The organism is Pseudomonas sp. PSB11, from assembly GCF_014596605.1.
In the GTDB taxonomy this organism is placed as follows: domain Bacteria; phylum Pseudomonadota; class Gammaproteobacteria; order Pseudomonadales; family Pseudomonadaceae; genus Aquipseudomonas; species Aquipseudomonas umsongensis.
The window spans coordinates 127,991-152,018 of sequence record NZ_NOIO01000017.1; the positions used below are offsets into that span (position 1 = coordinate 127,991).

18 protein-coding genes and 1 pseudogene are annotated in these 24,028 nt (G+C 61.1%); 6 read left to right on the top strand and 13 right to left on the bottom strand.

Going from position 1 to position 24,028, the window contains the following annotated elements; genetic code table 11:
* Positions 1 to 81: 81 nt before the first annotated feature.
* From purD to CGA21_RS19560, 12 genes and pseudogenes are all read right to left on the bottom strand, one after another.
* Positions 82 to 1,374 (bottom strand): phosphoribosylamine--glycine ligase, encoded by a 1,293-nt coding sequence (gene purD, locus CGA21_RS19505; RefSeq protein ID WP_188264832.1) that lies wholly within the window; start codon positions 1,372 to 1,374, stop codon positions 82 to 84.
* 153 nt (positions 1,375 to 1,527) lie between these two features.
* On the bottom strand, positions 1,528 to 3,135 hold the full coding sequence (purH, locus tag CGA21_RS19510) for a bifunctional phosphoribosylaminoimidazolecarboxamide formyltransferase/IMP cyclohydrolase (protein ID WP_110753252.1): 1,608 nt from the start codon (positions 3,133 to 3,135) through the stop codon (positions 1,528 to 1,530).
* An 81-nt stretch (positions 3,136 to 3,216) separates the two neighbouring features.
* The gene (fis, locus tag CGA21_RS19515) at positions 3,217 to 3,537 is read right to left on the bottom strand and encodes a DNA-binding transcriptional regulator Fis (protein WP_015093301.1); all 321 of its coding nucleotides are present in this window, start codon (positions 3,535 to 3,537) and stop codon (positions 3,217 to 3,219) included.
* A complete protein-coding gene (dusB, locus tag CGA21_RS19520; protein WP_020797560.1) occupies positions 3,534 to 4,544 on the bottom strand; it encodes a tRNA dihydrouridine synthase DusB in 1,011 nt (336 codons plus the stop codon). The genes fis and dusB overlap by 4 nt, the downstream gene beginning before the upstream one ends.
* A 185-nt stretch (positions 4,545 to 4,729) precedes the next feature.
* On the bottom strand, positions 4,730 to 5,962 hold the full coding sequence (locus CGA21_RS19525; protein ID WP_188264833.1) for a DUF3426 domain-containing protein: 1,233 nt from the start codon (positions 5,960 to 5,962) through the stop codon (positions 4,730 to 4,732).
* Between the two features lie 30 nt (positions 5,963 to 5,992).
* Positions 5,993 to 6,871, bottom strand: a complete 879-nt coding sequence (gene prmA, locus CGA21_RS19530; RefSeq protein ID WP_110753250.1) for a 50S ribosomal protein L11 methyltransferase — start codon at positions 6,869 to 6,871, stop codon at positions 5,993 to 5,995.
* 286 nt (positions 6,872 to 7,157) lie between these two features.
* Positions 7,158 to 8,516 carry an acetyl-CoA carboxylase biotin carboxylase subunit gene (gene accC / locus CGA21_RS19535; RefSeq protein WP_020797557.1) on the bottom strand — a complete coding sequence of 453 codons (1,359 nt, stop codon included), beginning with the start codon at positions 8,514 to 8,516 and terminating at the stop codon, positions 7,158 to 7,160.
* A 17-nt stretch (positions 8,517 to 8,533) separates the two neighbouring features.
* Entirely contained in the window at positions 8,534 to 8,998 is a 465-nt protein-coding gene (accB, locus tag CGA21_RS19540) for an acetyl-CoA carboxylase biotin carboxyl carrier protein (protein ID WP_007971363.1), read from the bottom strand.
* A 48-nt stretch (positions 8,999 to 9,046) separates the two neighbouring features.
* Positions 9,047 to 9,499, bottom strand: a complete 453-nt coding sequence (gene aroQ, locus CGA21_RS19545) for a type II 3-dehydroquinate dehydratase (RefSeq protein WP_020797556.1) — start codon at positions 9,497 to 9,499, stop codon at positions 9,047 to 9,049.
* A 132-nt stretch (positions 9,500 to 9,631) separates the two neighbouring features.
* Positions 9,632 to 11,374: a protein-disulfide reductase DsbD gene (locus tag CGA21_RS19550; RefSeq protein ID WP_110753249.1), complete on the bottom strand. Its 1,743-nt coding sequence runs from the start codon at positions 11,372 to 11,374 to the stop codon at positions 9,632 to 9,634.
* Positions 11,375 to 11,537: 163 nt separating this feature from the next.
* Positions 11,538 to 12,044: pseudogene (locus CGA21_RS30445) on the bottom strand (methyl-accepting chemotaxis protein); the annotation flags it as partial.
* Positions 12,045 to 13,535: 1,491 nt separating this feature from the next.
* Entirely contained in the window at positions 13,536 to 15,206 is a 1,671-nt protein-coding gene (locus CGA21_RS19560) for a PleD family two-component system response regulator (RefSeq protein ID WP_110753247.1), read from the bottom strand.
* A gap of 411 nt (positions 15,207 to 15,617) precedes the next feature.
* Between CGA21_RS19560 and CGA21_RS19565 the strand changes: the two genes are divergently transcribed.
* The 6 genes from CGA21_RS19565 (at position 15,618) to CGA21_RS19590 (ending at position 22,400) form a co-directional block, all read left to right on the top strand.
* Complete coding sequence (locus CGA21_RS19565) at positions 15,618 to 16,685, top strand: DUF2333 family protein (protein ID WP_008058805.1); 1,068 nt, start codon at positions 15,618 to 15,620, stop codon at positions 16,683 to 16,685.
* A gap of 3 nt (positions 16,686 to 16,688) precedes the next feature.
* A complete protein-coding gene (locus CGA21_RS19570; RefSeq protein ID WP_188264835.1) occupies positions 16,689 to 17,258 on the top strand; it encodes an NUDIX hydrolase in 570 nt (189 codons plus the stop codon).
* 283 nt (positions 17,259 to 17,541) lie between these two features.
* Positions 17,542 to 17,913 carry a translation initiation factor Sui1 gene (locus CGA21_RS19575; protein WP_007914613.1) on the top strand — a complete coding sequence of 124 codons (372 nt, stop codon included), beginning with the start codon at positions 17,542 to 17,544 and terminating at the stop codon, positions 17,911 to 17,913.
* 219 nt (positions 17,914 to 18,132) lie between these two features.
* Entirely contained in the window at positions 18,133 to 20,046 is a 1,914-nt protein-coding gene (gene speA / locus CGA21_RS19580; protein WP_020797549.1) for an arginine decarboxylase, read from the top strand.
* 231 nt (positions 20,047 to 20,277) lie between these two features.
* Entirely contained in the window at positions 20,278 to 21,606 is a 1,329-nt protein-coding gene (locus CGA21_RS19585) for a type VI secretion system Vgr family protein (protein WP_188264836.1), read from the top strand.
* The gene (locus tag CGA21_RS19590) at positions 21,603 to 22,400 is read left to right on the top strand and encodes a DUF4123 domain-containing protein (RefSeq protein ID WP_188264837.1); all 798 of its coding nucleotides are present in this window, start codon (positions 21,603 to 21,605) and stop codon (positions 22,398 to 22,400) included. Before CGA21_RS19585 ends, CGA21_RS19590 begins: the two co-directional genes overlap by 4 nt.
* 24 nt (positions 22,401 to 22,424) lie before the next feature.
* Here CGA21_RS19590 and CGA21_RS19595 read toward each other — a convergent pair whose 3' ends face one another.
* A complete protein-coding gene (locus CGA21_RS19595; protein WP_188264838.1) occupies positions 22,425 to 23,771 on the bottom strand; it encodes an MATE family efflux transporter in 1,347 nt (448 codons plus the stop codon).
* Between the last annotated feature and the right edge of the window lie 257 nt (positions 23,772 to 24,028).

Sequence of the window (24,028 nt, forward strand, 5' to 3'; positions counted from 1 at the left end):
GTTAATGCCAGAATATAACTATGCGCGGCGCCGGAATAGCCAGGCAAGGGGGGTAAGCCCCTGCCTGTCGCAATTGTTGCCTTATTCCTGTTCGCCGCGCTCGCGGGCAATGGCGCGGTAGCCAATGTCCTTGCGATAGAAACAGCCTTCCCAATCGATCTTGGCCGCCAGTTTGTACGCCTGTTGTTGCGCCTCATCGACGCTGGCGCCCATGGCCGTGGCGCACAGCACCCGGCCACCAGCGGTCACGACTTGACCGTCCTTGAGCGCGGTACCGGCGTGAAAGACTTTGCCGTCCAGTGCCGCCGCCGCATCCAGGCCATTGATGGCCACACCCTTGGCGTAGTCACCAGGATAGCCGCCTGCCGCCAGGACGATGCCGACGCTCGGACGTGGATCCCATTGCGCTTCGACCTTGTCCAGCGCCTGCGCCAAGGCTGCCTCGACCAGCAATACCAGGCTCGACTGCAAGCGCAGCATGACGGGTTGGGTCTCCGGGTCACCGAAGCGGCAGTTGAATTCGATGACCTTCGGGTTGCCAGCCTTGTCGATCATCAGGCCCGCATACAGGAAACCGGTGTAGACATTGCCTTCCTCGGCCATGCCGCGCACGGTCGGCCAGATCACCAGGTCCATGACGCGCTTGTGTACTTCGCTGGTGACAACCGGGGCAGGGGAGTAGGCACCCATGCCGCCCGTGTTCGGACCGGTATCGCCGTCGCCGACGCGCTTGTGGTCCTGGCTGGTGGCCATCGGCAGGACGTTCTTGCCGTCGACCATGACGATGAAGCTGGCTTCTTCGCCGTCGAGGAACTCTTCGATCACCACGCGCGAACCGGCGTCGCCGAAGGCATTGCCTGCCAGCATGTCACGCACGGCGTCCTCGGCTTCGGCCAGGGTCATGGCGACGATCACGCCTTTGCCGGCAGCCAGGCCATCGGCCTTGATCACGATCGGCGCGCCTTTTTCACGCAGATAAGCCAGGGCTGGCTCGATCTCGGTGAAGTTCTGGTAGTCGGCGGTCGGGATCTTGTGACGAGCCAGGAAGTCCTTGGTGAAGGCTTTCGAGCCTTCAAGCTGGGCAGCGCCGGCGGTCGGGCCGAAGCAGTCCAGGCCACGGGCGCGGAACAGATCAACGACACCAGCGACCAGCGGCACTTCCGGGCCAACGATGGTCAGGGAAACGTTTTTCTCGGCAAAGTCCGCCAGTTGCTCAAGGGCCAGTACGTCGATGGCGACGTTCTCGCATTTGGCTTCGATGGCGGTACCGGCGTTACCCGGTGCCACGAACACCTTCTGCACTCGAGGATCCTGAGCGACTTTCCAGGCCAGGGCGTGTTCACGGCCACCGCTGCCAATGATCAAAACATTCATTTCAAAAACCTCGGATGACGCTAATTCTGGAGGCAGCACTGATGCTGCTTTTGTGGGAGCGGGCTTGCTCGCGAAAGCGGTGTATCAGTCACATCAATGCTGAATGTGCTGCCGTCTTCGCGGGCAAGCCCGCTCCCACAGTTGATCGAGTACTTAGTGACGGAAGTGGCGCATGCCGGTGAATACCATGGCGATGCCAGCTTCGTCAGCGGCTGCGATCACTTCGTTGTCACGCATCGAGCCACCTGGCTGGATCACCGCCGTGATACCGACCTTGGCCGCATTGTCCAGGCCATCGCGGAACGGGAAGAAGGCGTCGGAAGCCATCACCGAGCCAGCTACCTGCAAGCCGGCATGTTCAGCCTTGATCGCAGCAATGCGCGCAGAGTTCACACGGCTCATCTGGCCGGCGCCGACACCGATGGTCTGACGGTTCTTGGCGTAGACGATGGCGTTGGACTTGACGTACTTGGCGACTTTCCAGGCGAAGATCAGGTCATGGATTTCCTGTTCGGTCGGCGCACGTTTGGTCACGACCTTCAGGTCATCGGCGCTGATCATGCCGATGTCGCGGCTCTGCACCAGCAGGCCACCGTTGACGCGCTTGTAGTCCCAGGCAGCGGCGCGATCGGCCGACCACTCGCCACAGGCCAGCAGGCGCACGTTGGCCTTGGCGGCGACGATGGCGCGGGCTTCTTCGCTGACGCTCGGGGCAATGATCACTTCGACGAACTGACGCTCGACGATGGCCTTGGCGGTCTCGGCGTCCAGTTCGCGGTTGAAGGCAATGATGCCGCCGAATGCCGATTCGGTGTCAGTAGCGTAGGCCAGGTCGTAAGCCTTGCGAATGCCGCCTTCGGCGTCCGGGCTGACGGCCACGCCGCACGGGTTGGCGTGCTTGACGATCACGCAGGCAGGCTTGACGAAGCTCTTCACGCATTCCAGCGCGGCATCGGTATCGGCCACGTTGTTGTAGGACAGCTCTTTGCCTTGCAGCTGGGTCGCGGTGGCGATGCCGACTTCGGCAGGCTTGGCTTCAACGTAGAACGCCGCACTCTGGTGCGGGTTCTCGCCGTAGCGCATTTCCTGGGCCTTGATGAACTGGCTGTTGAAGGTGCGCGGGAATTCGCTGCGACCTTCAGTGCTGAGGGTGTCGGCAGCCTGGTTCACGGTGCCCATGTAGTTGGCGATCATGCCGTCGTAGGCGGCGGTATGTTCGAAAGCCTTGAGCATCAGGTCGAAACGCTGGGCGTAGGTCAGGCCGCCGGCCTTGAGATTTTCCAGGACGCTGGCGTAATCGCTGGCGTTGACAACGATGGCCACGTCCTTGTGGTTCTTGGCTGCCGAACGAACCATGGTCGGGCCGCCGATGTCGATGTTCTCGATGGCAGTCGGCAGGTCGCAACCTGGTTTGGAGATCGTTGCTTCGAATGGGTACAGGTTGACCGCTACCAGGTCGATCGGCTTGATGCCGTGCTCGTTCATGATGGCGTCGTCGATACCGCGACGACCGAGGATCCCGCCGTGGATTTTCGGGTGCAGGGTTTTCACCCGGCCGTCCATCATTTCGGCGAAGCCGGTGTAATCCGCGACTTCCACTGCGGCAACGCCGTTGTCCTGCAGCAGCTTGAACGTCCCGCCGGTGGAAAGGATCTCGACACCCAGGGCTTCAAGCTCCTTGGCAAATTCGAGGATCCCGGTCTTGTCGGAAACACTGATCAAGGCGCGGCGGATCGGCAGGCGGGTAGTCTGGTCGGTCATCTCAATTTCCATCAAAAGCAAAGGAGTCAGCAAAAAAGGCGACCGGTCTTACGCGGGCGCCTTTCTGGTTTGATTGAATGCTTACAGCAAATCGTACTGCTTGAGTTTCTTGCGCAGCGTGCCCCGGTTCAGTCCGAGCATTTCGCTGGCCTTGGTCTGGTTGCCCTTGACGTAGTTCATCACGCACTCGAGCAGGGGAGCCTCGACTTCGGAGAGCACCAGGTTGTACACATCCGTGACGGCAGCGCCCTCAAGGTGGGCGAAATAATTGTGCAGCGCCTTCTCGACACTCCCGCGAAGGGTCTGGCCTTCTTCGCTTGGCGTATTGAGGTGCTGTTTCAAATTCACGTTGTCGCTCACGGGCGTTGTTCCACTCACTAAAGTCTCGGTCATCATCGTCATGCGGCCACCCACTCTCCGTCCCCTGTCAGGCTCTTGTAACGCCCGGCAAAGAACTCCCGAACGTTGGCGCATTGTGCTTCCGTACCATCCAAACGATTGAAGTGGGCGCGAAACTCCCTGGCGCCCGGCAAGGTTGCGAGATACCAGCCCACATGCTTTCGAGCAATGCGTACGCCCATCACGTCTCCATAGAAGGCGTGCAGCGCAGCCAGATGCTCTAGCAGAATGCGTTCCACCTCGATCAGGTCCAGCGCCGGGAGCTTCTCGCCGGTACGCAGGAAATGGTCGATCTCGCGAAAAATCCATGGCCGCCCCTGGGCAGCCCGGCCTACCAACAGGCCATCGGCACCCGTCGCGTCGAGCACGTACCGGGCCTTTTCTGGCGAATCAATATCGCCATTGGCGAAGACCGGCATCGACACCGCCTGCTTGATCGCGGCAATGGTGTCGTACTCGGCTTCACCGGTGTACAGGTCGGCACGGGTGCGTCCATGCACCGCCAGGGCCGTAATGCCTGCCTGTTCAGCGATCTTCGCCACCGTCAGGCCGTTCTTGTTGTCCCGGTCCCAACCGGTCCGGATCTTCAGGGTAACCGGCACATCGACCGCGGCCACGACGGCCTGCAGGATCTCGGTTACCAATGCTTCATCTTTCAACAGTGCCGAGCCTGCCGCCTTGTTGCAGACTTTCTTGGCCGGACAACCCATGTTGATATCAATAATCTGTGCACCCAGCTCGACGTTGGCCCGGGCGGCATCCGCCAGCATCTGTGCGTCACCACCGGCGATCTGCACCGAGCGTGGCTCGGGATCACCTGCATGGATCATGCGCATGCGCGACTTGCGGGTGTTCCACAGACTCATGTCGCTGGTGACCATCTCCGAGACGACCAGCCCCGCGCCCAATCGCTTGCACAGCTGGCGAAAGGGTTGGTCGGTGACGCCCGCCATCGGGGCGAGAATCAAGCCGTTGTGTAATGTATATGGACCGATGCGTACCGCCGACATAGGACTTCCCTGGTGTGGGGCCGGATCATGAGAGTTCGAAAAAGGGTTGGCATGATACCCGCTCTCGATGACTGGATAAAGGCTGAATTGAACAAAATCTGAACAGTTATTCTGTTATTGCCAGCGGTTTGGTCCGGGCGGGCAAAGACAGGAAGTCGTCGTCAATTGTCGGTCAGTGAAGCGTTTCACTCGGGCGAGTGGAAGCTCAGGCTGTAATTTACCGCTTTGGCACCAGGATCGAGGATGTCGAGGGCGATGTGGATTGGCGTTTGCGGAGGCATTTCCACCTTGCCTTCAAGATCGCCGTTGAGGTACTCGCCGGGTTTGAAGCGGCGGCTGGCGATCAGGTGACCGTTGAGATCGGCAAAGCGTAGCTCCAGCAGCGGGAAAGGCTGAGAGAATGGCGCGCGGTTATAGATGATTGCATCGACCACCAGGGCGCCGCTGAACTCAGGATGGCTGCGGACCACCAGGTTGCTGCTCTTGATTTTCGCGATGTCGACCTTGGAGGGCACCGTGCAGCCGATTTGCGGGCACAGTTGCTGGAACCAGGGGCGGTACTGGTCCTGGCGCGCCAGCTCGTCGAAATGGTAGGCGACGTATTGGCCTGCAAGTGCGCCGGCTCCCAGCAGGATCAATAATAGCCAAAACAGTCGACGACCCCATGGCGAGCGGCGTTTCTGCCAATCCAGCTGCAGCGGATCGTCGGTCAGGTCCTGCAGCACTTCGGCACGAACCCCGGGTTCGCTGCGTTCGCGACGCTTGCGCGGTGGCTCGATCGAAGGCAGGTCGTCGTCAATCTCTGCGGTCGCCGTCATGCGTTCGTGATGTACCGGGGCGACGAGCGGATCGTTCAGGCGCAGCTGCGGGGGCTGCGGTTCGTCGTCCAGGTCCACCGGTTCCAGTGATAGCGACGGTTCAGTGCGCGACGGCTCGTTCGGTGGCTGCGGTGTATCAAGCACGTCGAGCGCGTCAAGCGTGTCGGCCGCTTGGGCGCGATCGGCGGCCGATTCGCTGAACAGGCTGTCGGGCCATGGGGCTTCGTCGTGCTCGGCACTATCGCGGCGAGCGCTGAGCGTGTCTTCGCGGTGTCGGCCGAACTCGGTCGTCGGCTGGATTTCCCGCTGTTCAAGCCGGGCGAGTTCTTCGTCCAGGTCGAGACTGTCCAGATCCAGCTCGGCAGCGCTCCATTGTTTCTGGCTGATGGCGCGCTGCTGCGGCGGTTCGACGGTTTCCAGCGGGGCTGGCGTCGGTGCGGGTGCTTCCTTGCCGGCCTGCTCCAGCAGTTGCTTGGCGGCGTTGAACACCTGCAAGCATGAGCCACAACGAACGACCCCGCGTGCCACGCTCAACTGGGCATGGTTGACGCGGAAGCTGGTTTGGCAATGCGGGCACTGGGTGACGAAGCTGTCGGTCATGCGGCGATCCGGTAGATGCAGGCGTCCATTCTAGCGCCGACGGCCAGTGATGCGCACCCAGCCATCGCGATTGGCGATCGGGTCCAGATCGAAATCCTTGGCATAGGCTGCGGCCACTTCATCGCCTTGCTCGGCAAGAATGCCCGAAAGCGCCAGGCGACCGCCCGACCGGACCAGGCCCGACAACTGCGGCGCCAGCGAAACCAGCGGGCCGGCCAGAATATTGGCCACCAGCACATCGGCCTGAACCTGCGGCAGATCTTCGGGCAGGTACAGCGGGAACAGCTCGTCGGCGATGCCGTTGCGCCCGGCGTTGTCACGAGAGGCTTCCAGCGCCTGCACGTCGATATCGGTGCCCACGGCCTGCTTGGCGCCCAGCAGCAGCGCGGCAATCGCCAGAATCCCCGAACCGCAGCCGAAGTCCAGCACGTTGCAGTCCTTGAGGTCCTGACCGTCGAGCCATTCCAGACACAAGGCGGTGGTCGGGTGAGTGCCGGTGCCGAAGGCCAGGCCCGGGTCCAGCAACAGGTTCACGGCGTCTGGCTCGGGGGCTGCGTGCCAGCTCGGCACGATCCACAGGCGCTGGCCGAAACGCATGGGTTGGAAGTTATCCATCCAGCTGCGCTCCCAGTCCTGATCTTCGATGACTTCGCTGTGATGCTCAGGCAGCGGGCTGCCAGTCAGCAACTCAAGGTGAGCCAGGACCGGGCCTGGCTCGGTGCCGCCTTCGAACAGCGCCAGCAGGTGAGTGTGGGACCACAGCGGCGTGGTGTTGAGTTCGGGCTCGAAGATCGGCTGGTCTTCGGCGTCCATGAAGGTCACCGACACAGCGCCCACTTCAAGGAACGCGTCTTCGTAGGTTTCGGCTTGTTCTGGGCTGATGGCGAGACGGACTTGCAGCCAAGGCATGGCGGGCACCTTTGAAAAATATTGATTGCAGCCTAGCGGTCTGCGAGAAGCGCGCAAGTTTACGCGAGCGCGGAGGTTTTGTGGGAGTGGCTTGGTCCCAAGCATCAATGCATACCCGGTGGGAGCGAGCCTGCTCGCGAAAACGGTGTACCAGTCAACATTGAAGTTGAATGTGTTGGTCTCTTCGCGAGCAGGCTCGCTCCCACAGGAAATGTGTTGTGGCTCGGATGAAATGTCCAGAAACAACAAAGCCGCCCAGAGGCGGCCTTGTTGATCGGGTCGAAGCTTAGTGCTTCTCGCCAGCCAGCTTGTGCTCGAGGTAGTGAATGTTCACGCCCCCTTCGCAGAAACCAGCATCGCGGGTCAGGTCGCGGTGCAGCGGGATGTTGGTCTTGATCCCGTCGACCACGATCTCGTCCAGCGCATTGCGCATGCGCGCCATGGCTTCGTCACGGGTTGCGCCGTAGGTGATCAGCTTGCCGATCAACGAATCGTAGTTCGGCGGAACGGCATAACCACTGTACAGGTGCGAATCGACGCGAACGCCGTTGCCGCCTGGTGCGTGGAAATGCTTGACCGTGCCAGGGCTTGGCATGAAGGTCTTCGGGTCTTCGGCGTTGATCCGGCATTCCAGTGCGTGACCGCGGATGACCACGTCATCCTGGGTGAACGACAGCTTGTTGCCGGCGGCGATGCTGAGCATCTCCTTGACGATGTCGATGCCGGTGACCATTTCCGAAACCGGGTGCTCTACCTGGACACGAGTGTTCATCTCGATGAAGTAGAAGCGGCCGTTCTCGTACAGGAACTCGAAAGTGCCTGCACCACGGTAACCGATGTCGATGCACGCCTTGACGCAGCGGGCGAGAACTTCCTGGCGAGCCTGTTCGTCGATGCCCGGTGCCGGCGCCTCTTCAAGCACCTTCTGGTGGCGGCGTTGCAGCGAGCAGTCGCGGTCGCCCAGATGGATAGCCTGGCCCTGGCCATCGGACAGAACCTGAACCTCCACGTGACGCGGGTTGGTCAGGAACTTTTCCAGGTAGACCATCGGGTTGCCGAACGCTGCGCCCGCTTCGGAGCGGGTCAGTTTCGCCGAGGAAATCAGGTCTTCTTCCTTGTGTACCACGCGCATGCCGCGACCACCGCCGCCGCCAGCGGCCTTGATGATCACCGGATAACCGACTTCGCGACCAATGCGCAGGGCCGTTTCTTCGTCTTCCGGCAGCGGGCCGTCGGAACCTGGAACGGTCGGTACGCCGGCGGCGATCATCGCGTGCTTGGCCGAAACCTTGTCGCCCATCAGGCGGATGGTTTCAGCTTTCGGGCCGATGAAGGCGAAGCCGGAGTTCTCGACCTGTTCAGCAAAATCAGCGTTTTCCGCAAGGAAACCGTAGCCTGGGTGAATGGCGGTGGCGCCAGTCACTTCGGCCGCGGCGATGATGGCCGGGATGTGCAGGTAAGAGTGGGCCGCCGATGCCGGACCGATGCAGACGGATTCGTCTGCCAGGCCCAGGTGCATCAGTTCCTTGTCCGCCTTGGAATAAACGGCGACGGTCTTGATGCCCATCTCTTTGCAGGCGCGCAGAATCCGCAGTGCAATCTCACCGCGGTTGGCGATCAGAACTTTTTCCAACTTCGCAGTCATCAAAGGCGCTCCGCGGTTCAAACGATGGTGAACAGCGGTTGGTCGTACTCAACCGGCTGGCCGTCTTCGACGAGGATGGATTCGATCACACCGCTGGTTTCAGCTTCGATGTGGTTCATCATCTTCATGGCTTCAACGATGCACAGGGTGTCGCCTTTCTTCACGGTCTGGCCGACTTCCACGAAGGACGGCGAGGTTGGCGAAGACTTGCGGTAGAACGTACCGACCATCGGCGAACGGGCAACGGTGCCGTTCAGTGCTGGCGCGGCGGCCGCCGCAGGTGCGGCAGCGGCAGCCGGAGCGGCGGCAGCGACAGGCGCGGCAGCCGGAGCAGGCATAGGCGCCGGTGCGTAGTACTGCTGGGCCGGGGTCTTGCTATGACGGCTGATGCGTACGGACTCTTCGCCTTCCTTGATCTCGAGCTCGTCGATGCCGGACTCTTCCAGCAATTCGATCAGTTTCTTAACTTTACGGATATCCATGAATCATCAACTCCCAAGGGTCGGTCAGGGGCGTTTAAGGCTTGTTGTTCAAGCTGTTGCCGGTCTTTCAAGCTGCTCTAGGGCGGCCTCCAGGGCCAGTCGGTAACCGCTGGCGCCAAGGCCGCAGATCACTCCCACCGCTACGTCGGAGAAGTAGGAGTGATGGCGGAAAGGTTCGCGTTTATGCACGTTAGACAAATGCACTTCGATGAATGGGATGCTCACCGCCAGCAGCGCGTCACGTAATGCGACACTTGTATGCGTAAAAGCTGCTGGATTGATCAGAATGAAGTCCACGCCTTCGCTGCGGGCAGCATGGATGCGGTCGATCAATTCGTACTCGGCATTGCTTTGCAGGTGCAGCAAATGATGGCCGGCTTCGCGGGCGCGGCGTTCCAGGTCCTGGTTGATCTGCGCCAGCGTGGTAGCGCCATAGGTGCCCGGTTCGCGGGTGCCGAGCAGGTTCAGGTTGGGTCCGTGCAATACAAGTAGCGTCGCCATCGGCTGTTCCTTGGTTATCCGTGTGCATTTGTCAGAACCCGGCGACTATGCCGCAAAGCCTTTGTGACTGTCCAGTTCTCTGCAATAGGCAGCACGATGACCGATGTTTGCGCGAGATATATGACTGCCTGATTAAATCCGGTCATTCGCCTTGGTGACACGATCGGCGAAATCCCTGGCAGTGATCTCGCCGATGACCCGCACATCGACTCGTTCGACACCGTCCTTGCCGAAAAACATCAAGGCTGGAGGGCCGAACAGTTGGTAGCGGTCGAGGAGGGCGCGTTGTTCGGCGTTGCTGGCGGTGATGTCAAAGCGGATCAGCCGATAACCCTTCAGGCGTTCGACGACGATCGCATCGTCAAGCACCTGGTGTTCGATGACTTTGCAGCTGATGCACCAGTCGGCGTACCAGTCGAGCAGTACCGGCGTGCCGGACGCCCGGGCTTCGGCGAGCACCCGGTCGAGGTCTGTCGCGGTGCTGACGGTTTGCCAGGCGCTGGTTTTTTGCGTGGGCACCTCGCCAACCACCACGGACGACTGGCCGATTGGGTTGAACGGATCGGTCTGGCCGCTAAAACCGCCGTACCAACAGGCCAGCGCATAAAACAGCAGGAACATTCCGAGCAATTGGCCCAGGCGTTTTCGCGGCGGCTTGTAGACGAACTCCAGTGCCCCGAGGAACAACCCGACGCCAGCGGCCAACAGGCCGATCAGCAGCAAGGTGATTTGCCCTGGCAACACTCGGCTGAGCAGGGCAATCGCCAGGCCCAGCAACAACACGCCAATCGCGTTTTTCACGTAGATCAGCCACGGTCCGCTTTTCGGCAACCAGGCGGCACCACCGGTGGCCACCAGCAAAAGCGGTGCGCCCATGCCCAGGCCGAGCATGAACAGTTTCAGGCCGCCGCCCAACGCATCGCCGCTGGCGCTGATATACAGCAGTGCACCGGCCAACGGCGCGGAAACACAGGGCGAAACCAACAGGCTGGAAACCACGCCCAATACCGCGGCGCCCCACAGCGAACCGCCTTCGGTGCGTCCGGCAATGCGGTCCAGCCGACTGCTGATGGCGTGCGGCAACTTGAGTTCGAAAACGCCAAACATCGCCAGGGCAAACAGCGCAAAAAACATCGCGAACGGCACCAGCACCCAGGCCGATTGCAGGCGTGCCTGCAGATTCAGTTGGGCGCCGAACAAACCCATGAGCGCGCCCAACAATGCAAAGCAGGCAGCCATCGGCAGTACATAGGCCAACGACAGGTTGAAACCACGCCAGCCGCCGACCTGGCCACGCAACACCACGCCGGAAAGGATTGGCAGCATTGGCAGCACGCACGGGGTAAAAGTCAGGCCCAGGCCCGCCAGGAAAAACAGTGCCAGCTCGCGCCAGTTCCAGGCGTGGGTTGTCGCCGGGCCGTTACCGTCGATGCCCAGGCGCTCGGTTTCCGGTGGATAGCACAGGCCTTTGTCGGCGCAGCCCTGGTAGGTCACGACCAACGTGAAGGCGCGTTGATCGGTGCGCGGCAGTTCTACATCGAGTACGCCGTGGTAGACCTCGACATCGCCGAAGTACTCATCGTGCTTTTGTTCGCCCTTGGGCATTTGCGCCGGGCCGAGGGTGACATCGGCCGGGTCGGCGCGGAACTGGAAACGATGCCGGTAAAGGTAATAACCCTCGGTGGCGACGAAGCGCAGTTTGATCGATTGCGGCGTGCTTTCTACCAGGCTCAACTGAAAGGCTTCGCGCACCGGCAGGAAATCGGCACTGTTATTGATCGAGCCCAGGGTCGAACTGGGGCGACTCTCCAGCAAACCGGCGGCGGTGGCCGGCAGGGCGAGTACTAAAAGCAGCAGGCAAAGCAAACGGCGCATGACGATCTCGCGTATCGGAATTGGGGGGATGATAGCGGACAGTCGCTGGGTGTGCAGGCGGGGAGATTCGTGGTGAATGGTCTGACGCCTTCGCGAGCAAGCCCGCTCCCACAGGGTCATGCGCTATCTCTGTGAGAGCGGGCTTGCTCGCGAAGGCGATAGGTCAGACGCGGAAGGCCTGAACGGCTGTATGCAGTCGTCCACCCAACACCAACAGATTCTCCCCCTGCTCACGCCCTTGGCCGATACGCAGCAGGTTGTCCCCACCCAACTGGTGAATTCGCTCACTGTGATCGCGGATCTCACTGACGGCACAGCTTTGCTGGGCTGTGACATCGGCGATGCGTACCGCGGTATCGGAAATGGTCTGGATTGCCCCGACGATTCTATCCAGCGCACCGTCCGCCGCCTGCGCCTGGTTGGCGGTGGCTTCGGCATGTTCGACCTGCGCTCGCATGCCTTCGACCGATTGGCGCGCCGCGGTTTGCAGGCCGGCGATAAGGTTCTGGATCTCGGCCGTGGCCCCGGCGGTGCGTTGTGCCAGCGAGCGCACTTCTTCGGCCACTACGGCAAAGCCACGGCCCATCTCACCGGCCCGGGCCGCTTCGATGGCGGCGTTCAACGCCAGCAGATTCGTCTGGTCGGCAATCGAGCGGATCACCGTCAGCACGCCACCGATGGTCGCGGACTCTTCGGCCAGGTGCTCGATCATCTGCGCATTGCCCTGTACTTCTCCCACCAGCGCATGCAGGCCGGTAAGACTCAGGCCTATGACTTTCTGGCCATGTTCGACCGCCTGGCCAGCATGACGACTGGCCTCGGCGGCCTGGCTGGCGTCGCCGGCGACTTGCTGGATGGTCGCCTCCAGTTCGCCAAGGGAGTCGCGAATCATTGCCGTGTCGCCGGCCTGGTGTTCGGCACCGCTGTGCAGATCATTGCTCAGGTCCGCCAGGGTTCGACTGCTGCCGGCGACCTGTTCGGCGTTGCGACGAATGGTCCCCACCAGGTCCACCAGGTAGGCGCGCAAGCGGTTGAGCGAGGCTTCGATGTCATGCAGTTCGCGATTGGTGTTACCCAGTTGGATGTCCCGGCTGAAGTCGCCTTCCGCCCAGGTCGACAAGGCCGGTGCGAGATTGGTCAGGGTCCGGGCCAGGCGTCGTTGCAGGGTGTCGATCAGCAGGGCGATCAACAGAATCAAGCCGATCATTACCCCTTGCATCAAGCGCACCTCACTCTGGATCTCCCCGTGTTGGGCGCGTACTACCGGCTCCAGCCCGGCGATGGCTTGTTGCACGGCGGCGATTTTCAGGTGCGTTGCGGCACTGAGTTCGGCGCGTTTGTGGATTTGCTCGCGGGTGCGCGAAAGTTCCGCAGGGTAGCGGCCGAGCAGGCTGTTGAGCTCACGCTTGATCCCCACGCCGGCGTCTTCGGCAGCGGCTTTCTCGGTGTTCTCCAGGCCCATCATCGCGGCGAAATCATCGGTGTTCGATTCACTGCTGGCCGCCACGCCCAATAACGGCAGGGCATCCAGCTGTTCGGCCTGTACGCGGATGTTGGTGATTTCGCGCTCGACATCGGCGGCCAGTTCGCTGCGGCCGCTGCTGACCAATTTGTCCCGGGCCAGTGACAGTTTGCCCAGGTGCTGGGAGGCGCTGAGCAGCGGAGTCAGGTAGCTCGCGTTGCCACTGGCGTACTGGCTGAGTTGGTCAAGACTGGCCCCCAGCTCGCGTTCGGCTTGCAGGAGCAGGGCCTGTGGGTCACCGGCGAGCTTGCCGGCGGCCAGCAGATCGGTTTTGCTGAATTCATCCAGGTTCGTCAGGCTCGGCTGCAAGGTTTCAGCCAAGGCCGGTGGCAATTCGCCGAGTTCCTTGTGCAGTTTCTCGATGGCCTGGCTGGCGCCGCTCAAGCGCAGCGCATCGCCACTGGCGAGGTAATCCTCGATGTTGCGCGCCACGTCACTCTGGAATTGCTGGGACAAGCCCAGGTAGCGCTCCATTAATAGATAAGGGCGTTCGAGGGCTTTTTGCGACCACCAGAGTGTGGCACCAAGCGCCACGCACACGGCAACTAAAAGAAGGGTATTGAGATTGGTCAGCAGTTTCAGGCGCATCAAGGACTACCAACGGCAGAATGGTAAGTGCCTGAAGTTATTGCGTTTCTGTTACAGGGTTATGACTGTCTCGGTCTGTTCCGATGAAAAGGTGGCACTTTGCTTTGATGCCCGGAAGGCCTGCACCCGGTTGCGCCCCGCGCCTTTGGCACGGTACAGCGCCTCGTCCGCCTGGCTGGCCATCAACAGGCTGTCGGAGTGTTCGCCGAGGTCCACCACGCCGGCGCTGAACGTGCACCACAGGTCCTGGGGTTGCGCGGGATAATGAATCTCGGCAAAACGCTTGCGGATGTCATCGAGCACTTTGACGGCGGCTTCAAGGTCGGTATCGGGCATGACAATCGCGAACTCTTCGCCACCGTAACGGCCAATGAAGTCAGTCTTGCGCAAGCGCTGTTTGAGGAACAGCGCGAGGCTCTTGATCACCCGGTCGCCCATGGGGTGGCCGTGGCTGTCGTTGACGCGTTTGAAGTGGTCGATGTCGAGCATCGCAAAGCTCAGCGGCTTGCCCTCGCGGCGAGCGCGAAAGCTGCAGTCTTCGAGCAATTGCAGGATGTGCGTGTGGTTGTACAGGCCGGTGAGGCTGTCACGCACCATCCGCGCCTTGAGGTTGCGTGCCCGTGCCGCCCGGTTACGCACGGTGGTGATCAGGTGCCGGGGCTTGATGGGTTTGGTCAGGAAGTCGTCGCCGCCCTCGCTCATGGCATCGAGTTGCTTGTCCAGGTCGTCCTCGGCCGACAGGTAAATGATCGGTACGCTGACGTAGCGGTCGTTATGGCGGATCACCTTGGCCAGTTCCGTACCGGTGCAGGCCGGCATGTACATGTCGAGGATGATCAGGTCCGGTTGAAAGTCCGCCAGTTCGGCCATGGCCTGGATCGGCTCGATCAGTGTCCGGGTGATGATCCCGGCGCTGTTGAGCAGGCGCTCGGTGTGCAAGGCTTGGGCGCGCGAGTCGTCGATGATCAGCACTTTATAGGGCTCGTACTGGGCGACGCAGGTCAGTACTTCAATTTTTTCCAGCAGGCTCGACGCTTCAAGGGTGCCGGTGAGGAACTCCTGGCCGCCGGCGCGCACAGCGGCAAGGCGGGTCGGGGTGTCGGTTTCATGCAGGCTGAAAAACAGCAGCGGCAAACGCTGGTCGAGACCTTCCTGGGCTTCGGCCGCCAATTTCAAGCCTACGCCAGGGCCGCTGAAGTCAACGTCCATGACGATGGCGGCCGGTAGGCGCTCGACCATTGATGAGCGGAATGCCGGCACACTCTCCAGGGACTGGGCACTGAGCCCGAAAAACTCCAGCTGCTTGGCCAGTCGCTCGGCACGGTCATGATCCTGCAGCATCACATAGACGGGTTTGCGCAAGGGCGGCAGGAACGTTTGGTCCAGCTGATCGCCATGGCGCAGGCCGGTGCGCGACAGGCGTTGCATCAGTCGATTGAGGTCGCTGATCAGGCTGCTGCTGAGGCGTCCGCGATTGGCGTCGACAGCCTCCAGCGACAAGCCGATCTGGCGCGCCAGTTGCGAATGTTCCGGTTGTTCGAAGCGTTCGGCGAAGCGCAACAGGCGCAGGTTGGCCTCGCTCAGTTCCGCCAGTTCCTGGGTCGACCATTCATTGCGTTGCAGGCGTTGCCATATCTCAAGAATCTGACGTGCTTGATGAATTACCCGCTGGGCAAAGTGATGCTTGAGGCGCTCGCGGCTGGGGTCTTCTGGCTCGGTCATATCCTGACTACTGGTTAGGGGGTACGCTGAGGACGACTGGTGGCTCTATGCTAGCATCTCTTTTCCATTACATGAGTGTTGTACGTTAATAATCTGTGACACCCACCCATTCAGTTTCTGACCAATCAGTCGTCAATTGCCTGCCGGTTCTTGCGAAGGTCCCGGTAGTGCGGGGGCTGGTCAGCCTCGAGTCCGATCCTGAGGTCCTTGGCCCCCAGTACTCAGGGTTGCAGTGACCGATGGTTCGTTGCTGGAAACCGGAAAAATTTCCAGTCTTGGCGGGCTAGGGGATTCCCTTAGTCGTAGTGAGATAAATTTCGCTGTAAAGCCAACGGCGGGTGCCGGGAAAAGGCACGTTGTTGTATGGTTGTGGTCGAATCGATGAACTCAAGTAATTGAAAGGATATCGCCATGCTGGACTGGAAGAACCGCGCCGGTAGCGCGCCTGAACGTGCCGCTGAACCGAAGTCGGCCACCCGCAGTTATTTGGGCGGCCTGGTGTTCAGCCGGGCGCTGGCCACGTTGATTGGCATCTACCTGCTGGTGACGATTGCTCTGGGTTGGTACTGGAGCGCGGAACCTGCCCTGTTTCCGGTGCAGCAGAATGCGCAGTTGGCCGCTGAAAGAGACGGCAAGCAGATGGTGGTCGGCTACACCACGGTGGAAACCCTCAAGAGTGTCGCCGGGACCCTGCTGAACAAACCGGGCGGCTATATTTCCAACGACCGCCTGCCGCCAGGCCTGTGGATGGACAACATGCCAAGCTGGGAATACGGCGTGCTGGTGCAGGTGCGCGATCTGAGCCGGGCGCTGCGCAAAGACTTCGCCCGTTCGCAATCGCAGTCCACTGAAGATGCCGACCTGGCCAAGGCCGAGCCGCGCTTCAACTTCGATAATAAAAGCTGGGTGCTGCCATCCAGTGAGTCTGAGTTCCAGGAAGGCATCAACTCCCTGACTCGCTATCAGACTCGCCTGTCCGATCCGAACCAGAAGAGCGCTCTGTTCTTTGCCCGTGCCGATAACCTGAACAACTGGCTGGGTGATGTCGGTACCCGCCTGGGTTCGCTGTCGCAACGCCTGTCGGCCAGTGTTGGCCGGGTCAAGCTCAACACTGCGCTGAAGACCGAAGTGGTGGCCCCTGGACAGGTGCCGCAGGTTGATGAAGAGATCGTCGAAACCCCGTGGCTGCAGATCGACAACGTGTTTTACGAAGCCCGTGGCCAGGCCTGGGCGTTGTCGCATTTGCTGCGTGCCATTGAAGTGGACTTCGCCGATGTCCTGGCCAAGAAGAATGCCACGGTCAGCGTGCGCCAGATCATTCGGGAACTGGAAGCGTCGCAGGAAGCGGTCTGGAGCCCGATGATCCTCAATGGCAGCGGTTTCGGCGTGCTGGCCAACCACTCGCTGGTGATGGCTAACTACATCTCGCGGGCCAACGCCGCGGTGATCGATTTGCGTCAACTGTTGAATCAGGGCTGAGCCATGGCCGATAGCTCCATCGACAACCTGCGCGAGGCCGCCCATCGGGCGGCCTCGGATGCCGAAGAGATCGCCTGGGTCGACGAGCAGGACAATCTGCTCGGCGCCCTGGTCCGGTCCGACTTGCGCGAGCGCGGGCTTATCGGGCGCGGTACCTACATTATGTTGTTCAACTCCGCCGGTGAGCTCTGTGTACACCGGCGCACGTTGAGCAAGGCGATCTATCCAGGTTACTGGGACGTGGCGGCGGGCGGCATGGTGCTCGCCAGCGAAACCTATGCCGAGTCGGCCGCCCGGGAACTGGAAGAGGAGCTGGGGGTGAGCGGGGTGGAGTTGACCGTTCATGATCATTTTTTCTTCGAGGACACGGGCAATCGGCTCTGGTGTTCGGCCTTTTCGGCAGTGTGGGACGGCCCGCTGATCCTGCAGCCGGAAGAGGTGCTGGAGGCGTGCTTCATGCCCATCGAGCAGGTGCTACGGGATATCAAGCAAAAGCCTTACTGCCCGGACTCTTTGGCGGCATTGAAACGCTATCTCCGTGCCCGTGGCGAAGACGTCGCAAAAGAGGCATAAATTGGCGCCGATTGGCTCTTAGCAATCGGCGTTTTTGCCGTTACACTGCGCGACCTTTTCAAACTGAACCGGTATTGCTGTTTGTAGGAGCTGCCGCAGGCTGCGATCTTTTGACGTTGCTTTTAATTCAACATCAAAAGATCGCAGCCTCGTTGCACTCGTCAGCTCCTACAAGGAAGCTTACCGTTTCAGTAGCGCTGCCCCTGCCTGAGTGGGGCTTCGCGGTCGATGGCACCTGCCCAGGTTGCCGCGACCAGTCTTTGTCCTCCCAAGAGGATTGCCGGTGGCCAAAAAAGCCGCATCCTTCGCCGCCCTTGGTGGCCTGGTATTTTCCACCGACGCAGGTCGTCATTGCCCGGAATGCAGTAAACCGGTAGACGCCTGCATCTGCAAACAGACCGTTATCCCGGCCGGCGACGGCATTGCTCGCGTGCGTCGCGAAAGCAAGGGTCGTGGCGGCAAGACGGTGACCACCATCACCGGCGTGCCCTTGGCCGAAGACGCACTCAAGGAACTGGCGACCACGTTGAAAAAACGCTGTGGTACCGGTGGAGCGTTGAAAGACGGGATCATTGAAATCCAGGGCGATCATGTCGAGCTACTCTTGGCAGAACTGATCAAGCACGGATTCAAGGCAAAGAAGTCCGGCGGCTAGCAGCCTCTGTGAAAACCACCCGCGGCTTGATCCAGACCTGCCTGACTGCAGGCCTGGCGTCGTCACCATGGTTTTCACAGAGCCTGTTCATGACCGGTTTCTAAACTCACTGCGGTCGGCGAGGTCTATCCCTTCGTTGACGAACCGTCATTTTCATTCTTTAGACTGCGCCGGCCTGACATCAGGCGACGCACTATGACTTCTTTATAGGGGACTTCAATGTCCGTAAGACGCACACGCAAAGACGATGGCAGCCAATGGACAGTTGCGGACAGCCGCAGTGTTTACGGGATTCGCCATTGGGGGGCCGGGTATTTCGCGATCAATGACGCCGGTCGCGTCGAAGTTCGTCCCAACGGTCCGAGCAGTTCACCAATCGATCTGTTCGAGCAAGTCGACCAGTTGCGCAAGAGCGGCCTGTCCTTGCCATTGCTGGTTCGGTTCCCGGACATCCTGCAAGACCGCGTGCGTCAGCTCACCGGTGCGTTCGACGCCAACATCGAGCGCCTGGAATACCAGAGCAAGTACACCGCGCTGTACCCTATCAAGGTCAACCAGCAGGAAGCGGTGATCGAGAACATCATCGCCACCCAGAACGTCTCCATCGGCCTGGAAGCCGGCTCCAAGCCTGAGCTGCTGGCGGTGCTGGCGCTGGCGCCGAAGGGCGGCACCATCGTTTGCAACGGCTACAAGGACCGCGAGTTTATCCGTCTGGCGCTGATGGGCCAGAAGCTCGGCCACAACGTGTTCATCGTGATCGAGAAAGAATCCGAAGTCGGCCTGGTGATCGAAGAAGCCGCCTCGCTCAAGGTCAAGCCACAGGTTGGCCTGCGGGTGCGCCTGTCGTCCCTGGCCTCGTCCAAGTGGGCAGACACCGGTGGCGAGAAATCCAAGTTCGGCCTGTCGGCGGCGCAATTGCTGTCGGTGGTCGAGCGTTTCCGCGCCGCGGGCCTGGACCAGGGCATCCGCCTGCTGCATTTCCACATGGGCTCGCAGATTGCCAACCTGGCCGACTACCAACATGGCTTCAAGGAAGCGATCCGTTACTACGGCGAATTGCGTAACCTCGGCCTGCCAGTGGATCACATCGACGTCGGTGGTGGCCTGGGCGTGGACTACGACGGTACGCACTCGCGTAACGCCAGCTCGATCAACTACGACATGGACGATTACGCCGGTGTCGTGGTCGGCATGCTCAAGGAATTCTGCGACGCGCAGAGCCTGCCGCACCCGAATATTTTCTCCGAAAGCGGCCGCTCCCTGACCGCCCACCACGCCATGCTGGTGATCCAGGTGACGGACGTCGAGAAGCACAACGACGACGTGCCACAGATCGAGAACAAGGAAGCACTGCCGGAAACCGTGCAGTGGCTGGTGGACCTGCTGGGCCCGACCGACATCGAGATGGTCACCGAAACCTACTGGCGCGCCACACACTACATGAGCGATGTCGCCGCCCAGTACGCCGACGGCAAACTGACCCTGGCCGAAAAAGCCCTGGCCGAACAGTGCTACTTCGCTGTATGCCGTCGCCTGCACAACTCGTTGAAGGCACGCCAGCGTTCCCATCGCCAGGTGCTCGACGAGCTCAACGACAAGCTGGCCGACAAATACATCTGCAACTTCTCGGTGTTCCAGAGCCTGCCGGACACCTGGGCCATCGACCAGGTACTGCCGATCATCCCGTTGCATCGCCTGGACGAAGAGCCCCTGCGTCGCGCGGTACTGCAGGACCTGACCTGCGACTCCGACGGCAAGATCAATCAATACGTCGACGAGCAGAGCATCGAAACCAGCTTGCCGGTGCACGCCTTGAACGAAGGCGAGGACTACCTGTTGGGTGTGTTCCTGGTCGGCGCCTACCAGGAAATCCTCGGCGACATGCACAACCTGTTCGGTGACACCGACTCGGTGAACATCTACCAGAACGCTGACGGCAGCGTGTACCACGCCGGTATCGAGACCCACGACACCATCGAAGACATGCTGCGCTACGTGCACTTGTCGCCAGAAGAACTGATGACCCACTACCGCGACAAGTGCGCCAGTGCCCGCATCAGTGCCAGCGAGCGCACCCAGTTCCTCGATGCCTTGCGTCTGGGCCTGACCCGTTCCTCTTACCTGTCTTCCTGAGGTAAGTACTGCGCTCATCGGGTTGTCTGAAAATTTACCTTTTGCTTAGGAAATTTCAGATAACCCGGTGGGGCATTTCTCTTTTTTCCTGCGAAAAAGATCGCGTATCGGCCATCCAAGGGATTTCGTCCTCTTTTCGCGTAGGTCTTTTCCTAAGTTGTACTTCGCCTCTCTACTCGGCCATCTCTCTCGGCGAGAATCCCCGGCTGTCCCTCCTGTAGAGAAATGCCCATGTTCGATCCAGCCAACGAATCGTCATTTCGTCTGGACGTAGCAGGTCTGTCCAATGCCTTCGAGGTTCTGTCCTTTGTCGGTAGAGAATCCATCAGCGAGCCTTTCGTGTTCGACGTGGACCTGCTGATCGAAGACCCGACGCTCGATCTTGCCGGCTTGCTGTACCGTTCGGCCTCCTTGCTATTCGGGTCGGAGGGAAACGTCATCCATGGGCAGCTGCATGAACTGGTCCAGCGTGAACATGGTTTGGGGGTCAGGCTCTGTCAGGTTCGGCTGGGGCCGAAACTCGCCTGTCTGGCCCGGCGCTACAGCCAGCGCATTTTCAGCGGCCGCTCAGTGCCGCAGATACTTGATCAGGTGCTCGGGGAGCACGGCATTGTCGATCAGGATCGACGCCTTGAATTGGCTGGCGATTACCCGCCCCGTGATTTCTGCACGCAGTACCGGGAATCGGACCTGCAGTTTCTTCAGCGCCTGTGCGCCCAGGAGCGGTTGCACTATTACTTCGAACACCGGGCGGATGGACATTGTGTGGTGTTCGGCGAGGGGCCGGGGAATTTTCAGGTCGCTGAGGCGGCGGTCTTCCGTGCGGTGGGCGGGCAACCGGCAGTTCGTCGTTTCGAGGTCATGCGCTGTACCGATGGCGCGGCGCGGCGCGTGGAGTGTAGTTCTGACCTGACAACGCTGCGCAGCGGCCAGCTCATGCCGCTGTCCGGGCACCCGGTTCCCGAATGGAATCAACCATGGTTGTTGACCCATATCGAGCATCAAGGCGAACAGGCGGCGAGCCAGACCTATAGCAATACGGTGCGGGCGGAGCAGTGGGAATTGCCCCTTGAAACGCCACAGGTGGCGCTGAAGCCCAGGATGCACAGCCTGCAACGGGCATGGGTGGTCGATATCGATGAGCCGCAACCTGATCCATCCAGGCCTGTGGCGGTGCAGTTTGACTGGGTTTACCAGGGGGAGGGCGCGGCATCCAGCCACTGCTGGCTGCCATTGGCTGCGCCACTGAACGTTGCGGCCAGCCCACGGTTGGCTGAAGGCACGGAGGTGGTGGTGAGCTTCACCGAAGGTGATCCGGATCGACCGTTGATCACCGGGTTTCTGCACGGCCCCGCCAGAGTCGAAGTAGACGAGGTGCATGATCCTGCCACTCCCGTTCTCGAAGATTGCCCGCTTGATGGTGTGCAACAGTGGTTGTGTTCGGGCGAGCCCCTGATGTTGCTATGCCTGCTGCCCGGTGGTGGCAGTTTCAATCATTGCGCCCAGGCGCTCTGCATCTGTCGCACGGCACCGCGCCTTGGCCAGAGCGGTGCGGCATGAGCGCGGTACAGGCAGCCGGTGCGAACCCGCAATGGTTGTTACTGGACATGCCGGGCGCACCGCAGGTGGGCGTGACCCTGCAGGAAACGTTTGCCCGTGCCGGTAGGTTCTGGTTGTTCGAAGACACCGAGTGGCACGCACTGCAGGAGCAGGGGCCGGTACTCATCGATCTGCAGAGCTGCCCGGCCCTGGCCGATCTGTACCGCGTCGATGGACAGCGCTGGCCTGGGTTGCTGATGTTCAGCGAGGCGACGGCGTCGACACTGCTGGCGCATCTGCGGCGCATGCTCAGCGTCTCGTTCAACCTGCATCACCGCGCCTTGTTGAGTTACTTCAACCCGAACACCGCCAGTTATTTTTTTGATGCCTGCGATGCCGAGGAACTCAGTCGCTGGTTAGGGCCCATCAGCCAGTTGCGCTGGTTCGGCGGAACCTGGGCAGACCGCGCGCTCGGCTGTCAGGGCTGGCAGCAGTTGCTCAACCCGGGGCTTGATGTGCGCCCTCTTGAGGTCGATGAGGACCTGAGCCCACGGCAGCGGGAAAAACTGCAGACGTGCCTGCTGGAACACCATGCCTGGCGCTGGAATCGATCCACGGGCGCGGATTTCACGCGTCTGTGGGACCATCTGGAAGAGGGGTTGGCATTGGGTTTCAGCGAACGCCCGGTGCTCGACGGCTGGATATGGCTGCGCCTGCAATACCCCGACGCCTGGCTGGTGCAGCCATTATCGGGCGGTACCCAACAGGAGCGCCTCGATAGTGTGCGCAAGCTATGGCAGAACGGCTCGACCTGAGCCGATGCTATAGATGCCATCGGCTCAGTGAGCGCGGGCGAACCAGCCATCGTTCTGGCGCAGGCGCCAGGCAATCAAGCCGAGCGTCAGGCTGCGCAGCAACATGAACAGCAAAAAGGTTATCCACAAGCCATGGTTGCCATAACCCTGCAGCGCCCAGGCGAACGGCAGCAGCAGTGCCACTGTCAGCAGCATGCCGTTGCGCATTTCCCTGGCGCGGGTGGCGCCGATGAATAAGCCGTCGAGCAGGTAGCTCCAGACGGCGATCAGCGGTAGCACTGCAAGATAGGGCAGGTACAGGAAAGCAGTGTCGCGTACGCTGGTTATGTCGGTTTGCATCTGGATGAACAGGTGTCCGGCAAACAGGAACAAGCCGGCAAAGCCCAGGCTCGCCAACAAAGACCAACCGCAGGCCACCACCAGGGAGCGGCGCAGGGCATCGCGGTCGCGAGCGCCGATGGCGTGTCCGCACAGGGCCTCCACGGCATGGGCCAGGCCGTCTAGCGCGTGGGCGGTCAGCAGCAAGCCGTTGAGCAGCAGGGCGTTGGCGGCAACGGTCGCATCGCCCAGCCGGGCGCCTTGCACGGTGATCAGGAAAAACACCGACTGTAGCGCCAGGCTACGGATGAAAATGTCGCGGTTGACCGCCAACAGCGGTCGCCAACTCTGCCAGAGCGCCAAGGTGGCCCAGACGATATGGCCGGGATAGGCACGCAGGGCCTGGCGCGTCATCATCAGGCCGATCAGTGCGCCGGTCCATTCGGCGATCACCGAAGCCCGGGCCGCGCCCACCACCCCCCATTCCAGGCCAAGGACAAACCACAGGTTAAGGGCAATGTTGACCAGATTCGTGCTCAGCAGGATCGCCAGTGGCGCGCGGGCGTTCTGCGTGCCGAGAAACCAGCCGACCAGCGCATAGCTGGCCAGTGCCGCCGGCAGGCCGAACAAGCGGGTGTGGAAAAACTCGCGGGTCATCTGGTCCAGTTCCGCCGACGGTTGCATGAAGTGCAACGCAACCCCGCTCAACGGCACGCCCAGGATTCCCAGCATCACCGCCAGCCCCATGGCCAGCAGCAGGCCCTGCAACAGAATCTGCCGCAGCGCCGCGCCATCCCCGCGCCCTGCGGCCTGGGCGGCAAACCCGGTAGAGCCCATGCGCAGAAAACCCATGGCCCAGGCGAGGAGGGTATAGAGGCTGGCCCCGACCGCCACGGCCCCGAGTTGATGGGCGTGAGGCAGATGGCCAATGACGGTGCTGTCGACCAGCGCCACCAGCGGTACGGAAATGTTCGAGAGAATCATCGGCGCAGCCAGCGCCCAGACCCGACGATGGGTTGGGCGGTCGCGCCAGTCGGCGATCAGGTTGGACATGCAGGCTCCTTGGGGAGCAGGCATTGTAGCGACACATCTGGAATCTGCCGCGATCCATTGTAGGAGCGAGCCTGCTCGCGAAGGCGGTCTTTTAGCTACATCAATGTCGAATGCGACGCCATCTTCGCGAGCAGGCTCGCTTGTATGGTAGGACTTGAAGGGAGGAGGAGGGACAAGGCTCGATTCTGACTGTTGACGCAGTACAGACTGTGGGAGAGTTCGCCCCTCCTCCTTTCACCCAAGCGCCGATAAAGAAT

What these genes read in the sequence shown, in the direction of transcription:
- purD (WP_188264832.1), bottom strand. Translation starts at nt 1,374, where the DNA reads ATGAATGTTTTGATCATTGGCAGCGGTGGCCGTGAACACGCCCTGGCC.
- CGA21_RS19590 (WP_188264837.1), top strand. Translation starts at nt 21,603, where the DNA reads ATGAGCGCGGTACAGGCAGCCGGTGCGAACCCGCAATGGTTGTTACTG.
- CGA21_RS19565 (WP_008058805.1), top strand. Translation starts at nt 15,618, where the DNA reads ATGCTGGACTGGAAGAACCGCGCCGGTAGCGCGCCTGAACGTGCCGCT.
- accC (WP_020797557.1), bottom strand. Translation starts at nt 8,516, where the DNA reads ATGACTGCGAAGTTGGAAAAAGTTCTGATCGCCAACCGCGGTGAGATT.
- CGA21_RS19595 (WP_188264838.1), bottom strand. Translation starts at nt 23,771, where the DNA reads ATGTCCAACCTGATCGCCGACTGGCGCGACCGCCCAACCCATCGTCGG.
- CGA21_RS19525 (WP_188264833.1), bottom strand. Translation starts at nt 5,962, where the DNA reads ATGACCGACAGCTTCGTCACCCAGTGCCCGCATTGCCAAACCAGCTTC.
- speA (WP_020797549.1), top strand. Translation starts at nt 18,133, where the DNA reads ATGTCCGTAAGACGCACACGCAAAGACGATGGCAGCCAATGGACAGTT.
- CGA21_RS19570 (WP_188264835.1), top strand. Translation starts at nt 16,689, where the DNA reads ATGGCCGATAGCTCCATCGACAACCTGCGCGAGGCCGCCCATCGGGCG.
- prmA (WP_110753250.1), bottom strand. Translation starts at nt 6,871, where the DNA reads ATGCCTTGGCTGCAAGTCCGTCTCGCCATCAGCCCAGAACAAGCCGAA.
- fis (WP_015093301.1), bottom strand. Translation starts at nt 3,537, where the DNA reads ATGACGATGATGACCGAGACTTTAGTGAGTGGAACAACGCCCGTGAGC.
- accB (WP_007971363.1), bottom strand. Translation starts at nt 8,998, where the DNA reads ATGGATATCCGTAAAGTTAAGAAACTGATCGAATTGCTGGAAGAGTCC.
- aroQ (WP_020797556.1), bottom strand. Translation starts at nt 9,499, where the DNA reads ATGGCGACGCTACTTGTATTGCACGGACCCAACCTGAACCTGCTCGGC.
- CGA21_RS19585 (WP_188264836.1), top strand. Translation starts at nt 20,278, where the DNA reads ATGTTCGATCCAGCCAACGAATCGTCATTTCGTCTGGACGTAGCAGGT.
- CGA21_RS19560 (WP_110753247.1), bottom strand. Translation starts at nt 15,206, where the DNA reads ATGACCGAGCCAGAAGACCCCAGCCGCGAGCGCCTCAAGCATCACTTT.
- CGA21_RS19550 (WP_110753249.1), bottom strand. Translation starts at nt 11,374, where the DNA reads ATGCGCCGTTTGCTTTGCCTGCTGCTTTTAGTACTCGCCCTGCCGGCC.
- dusB (WP_020797560.1), bottom strand. Translation starts at nt 4,544, where the DNA reads ATGTCGGCGGTACGCATCGGTCCATATACATTACACAACGGCTTGATT.
- purH (WP_110753252.1), bottom strand. Translation starts at nt 3,135, where the DNA reads ATGACCGACCAGACTACCCGCCTGCCGATCCGCCGCGCCTTGATCAGT.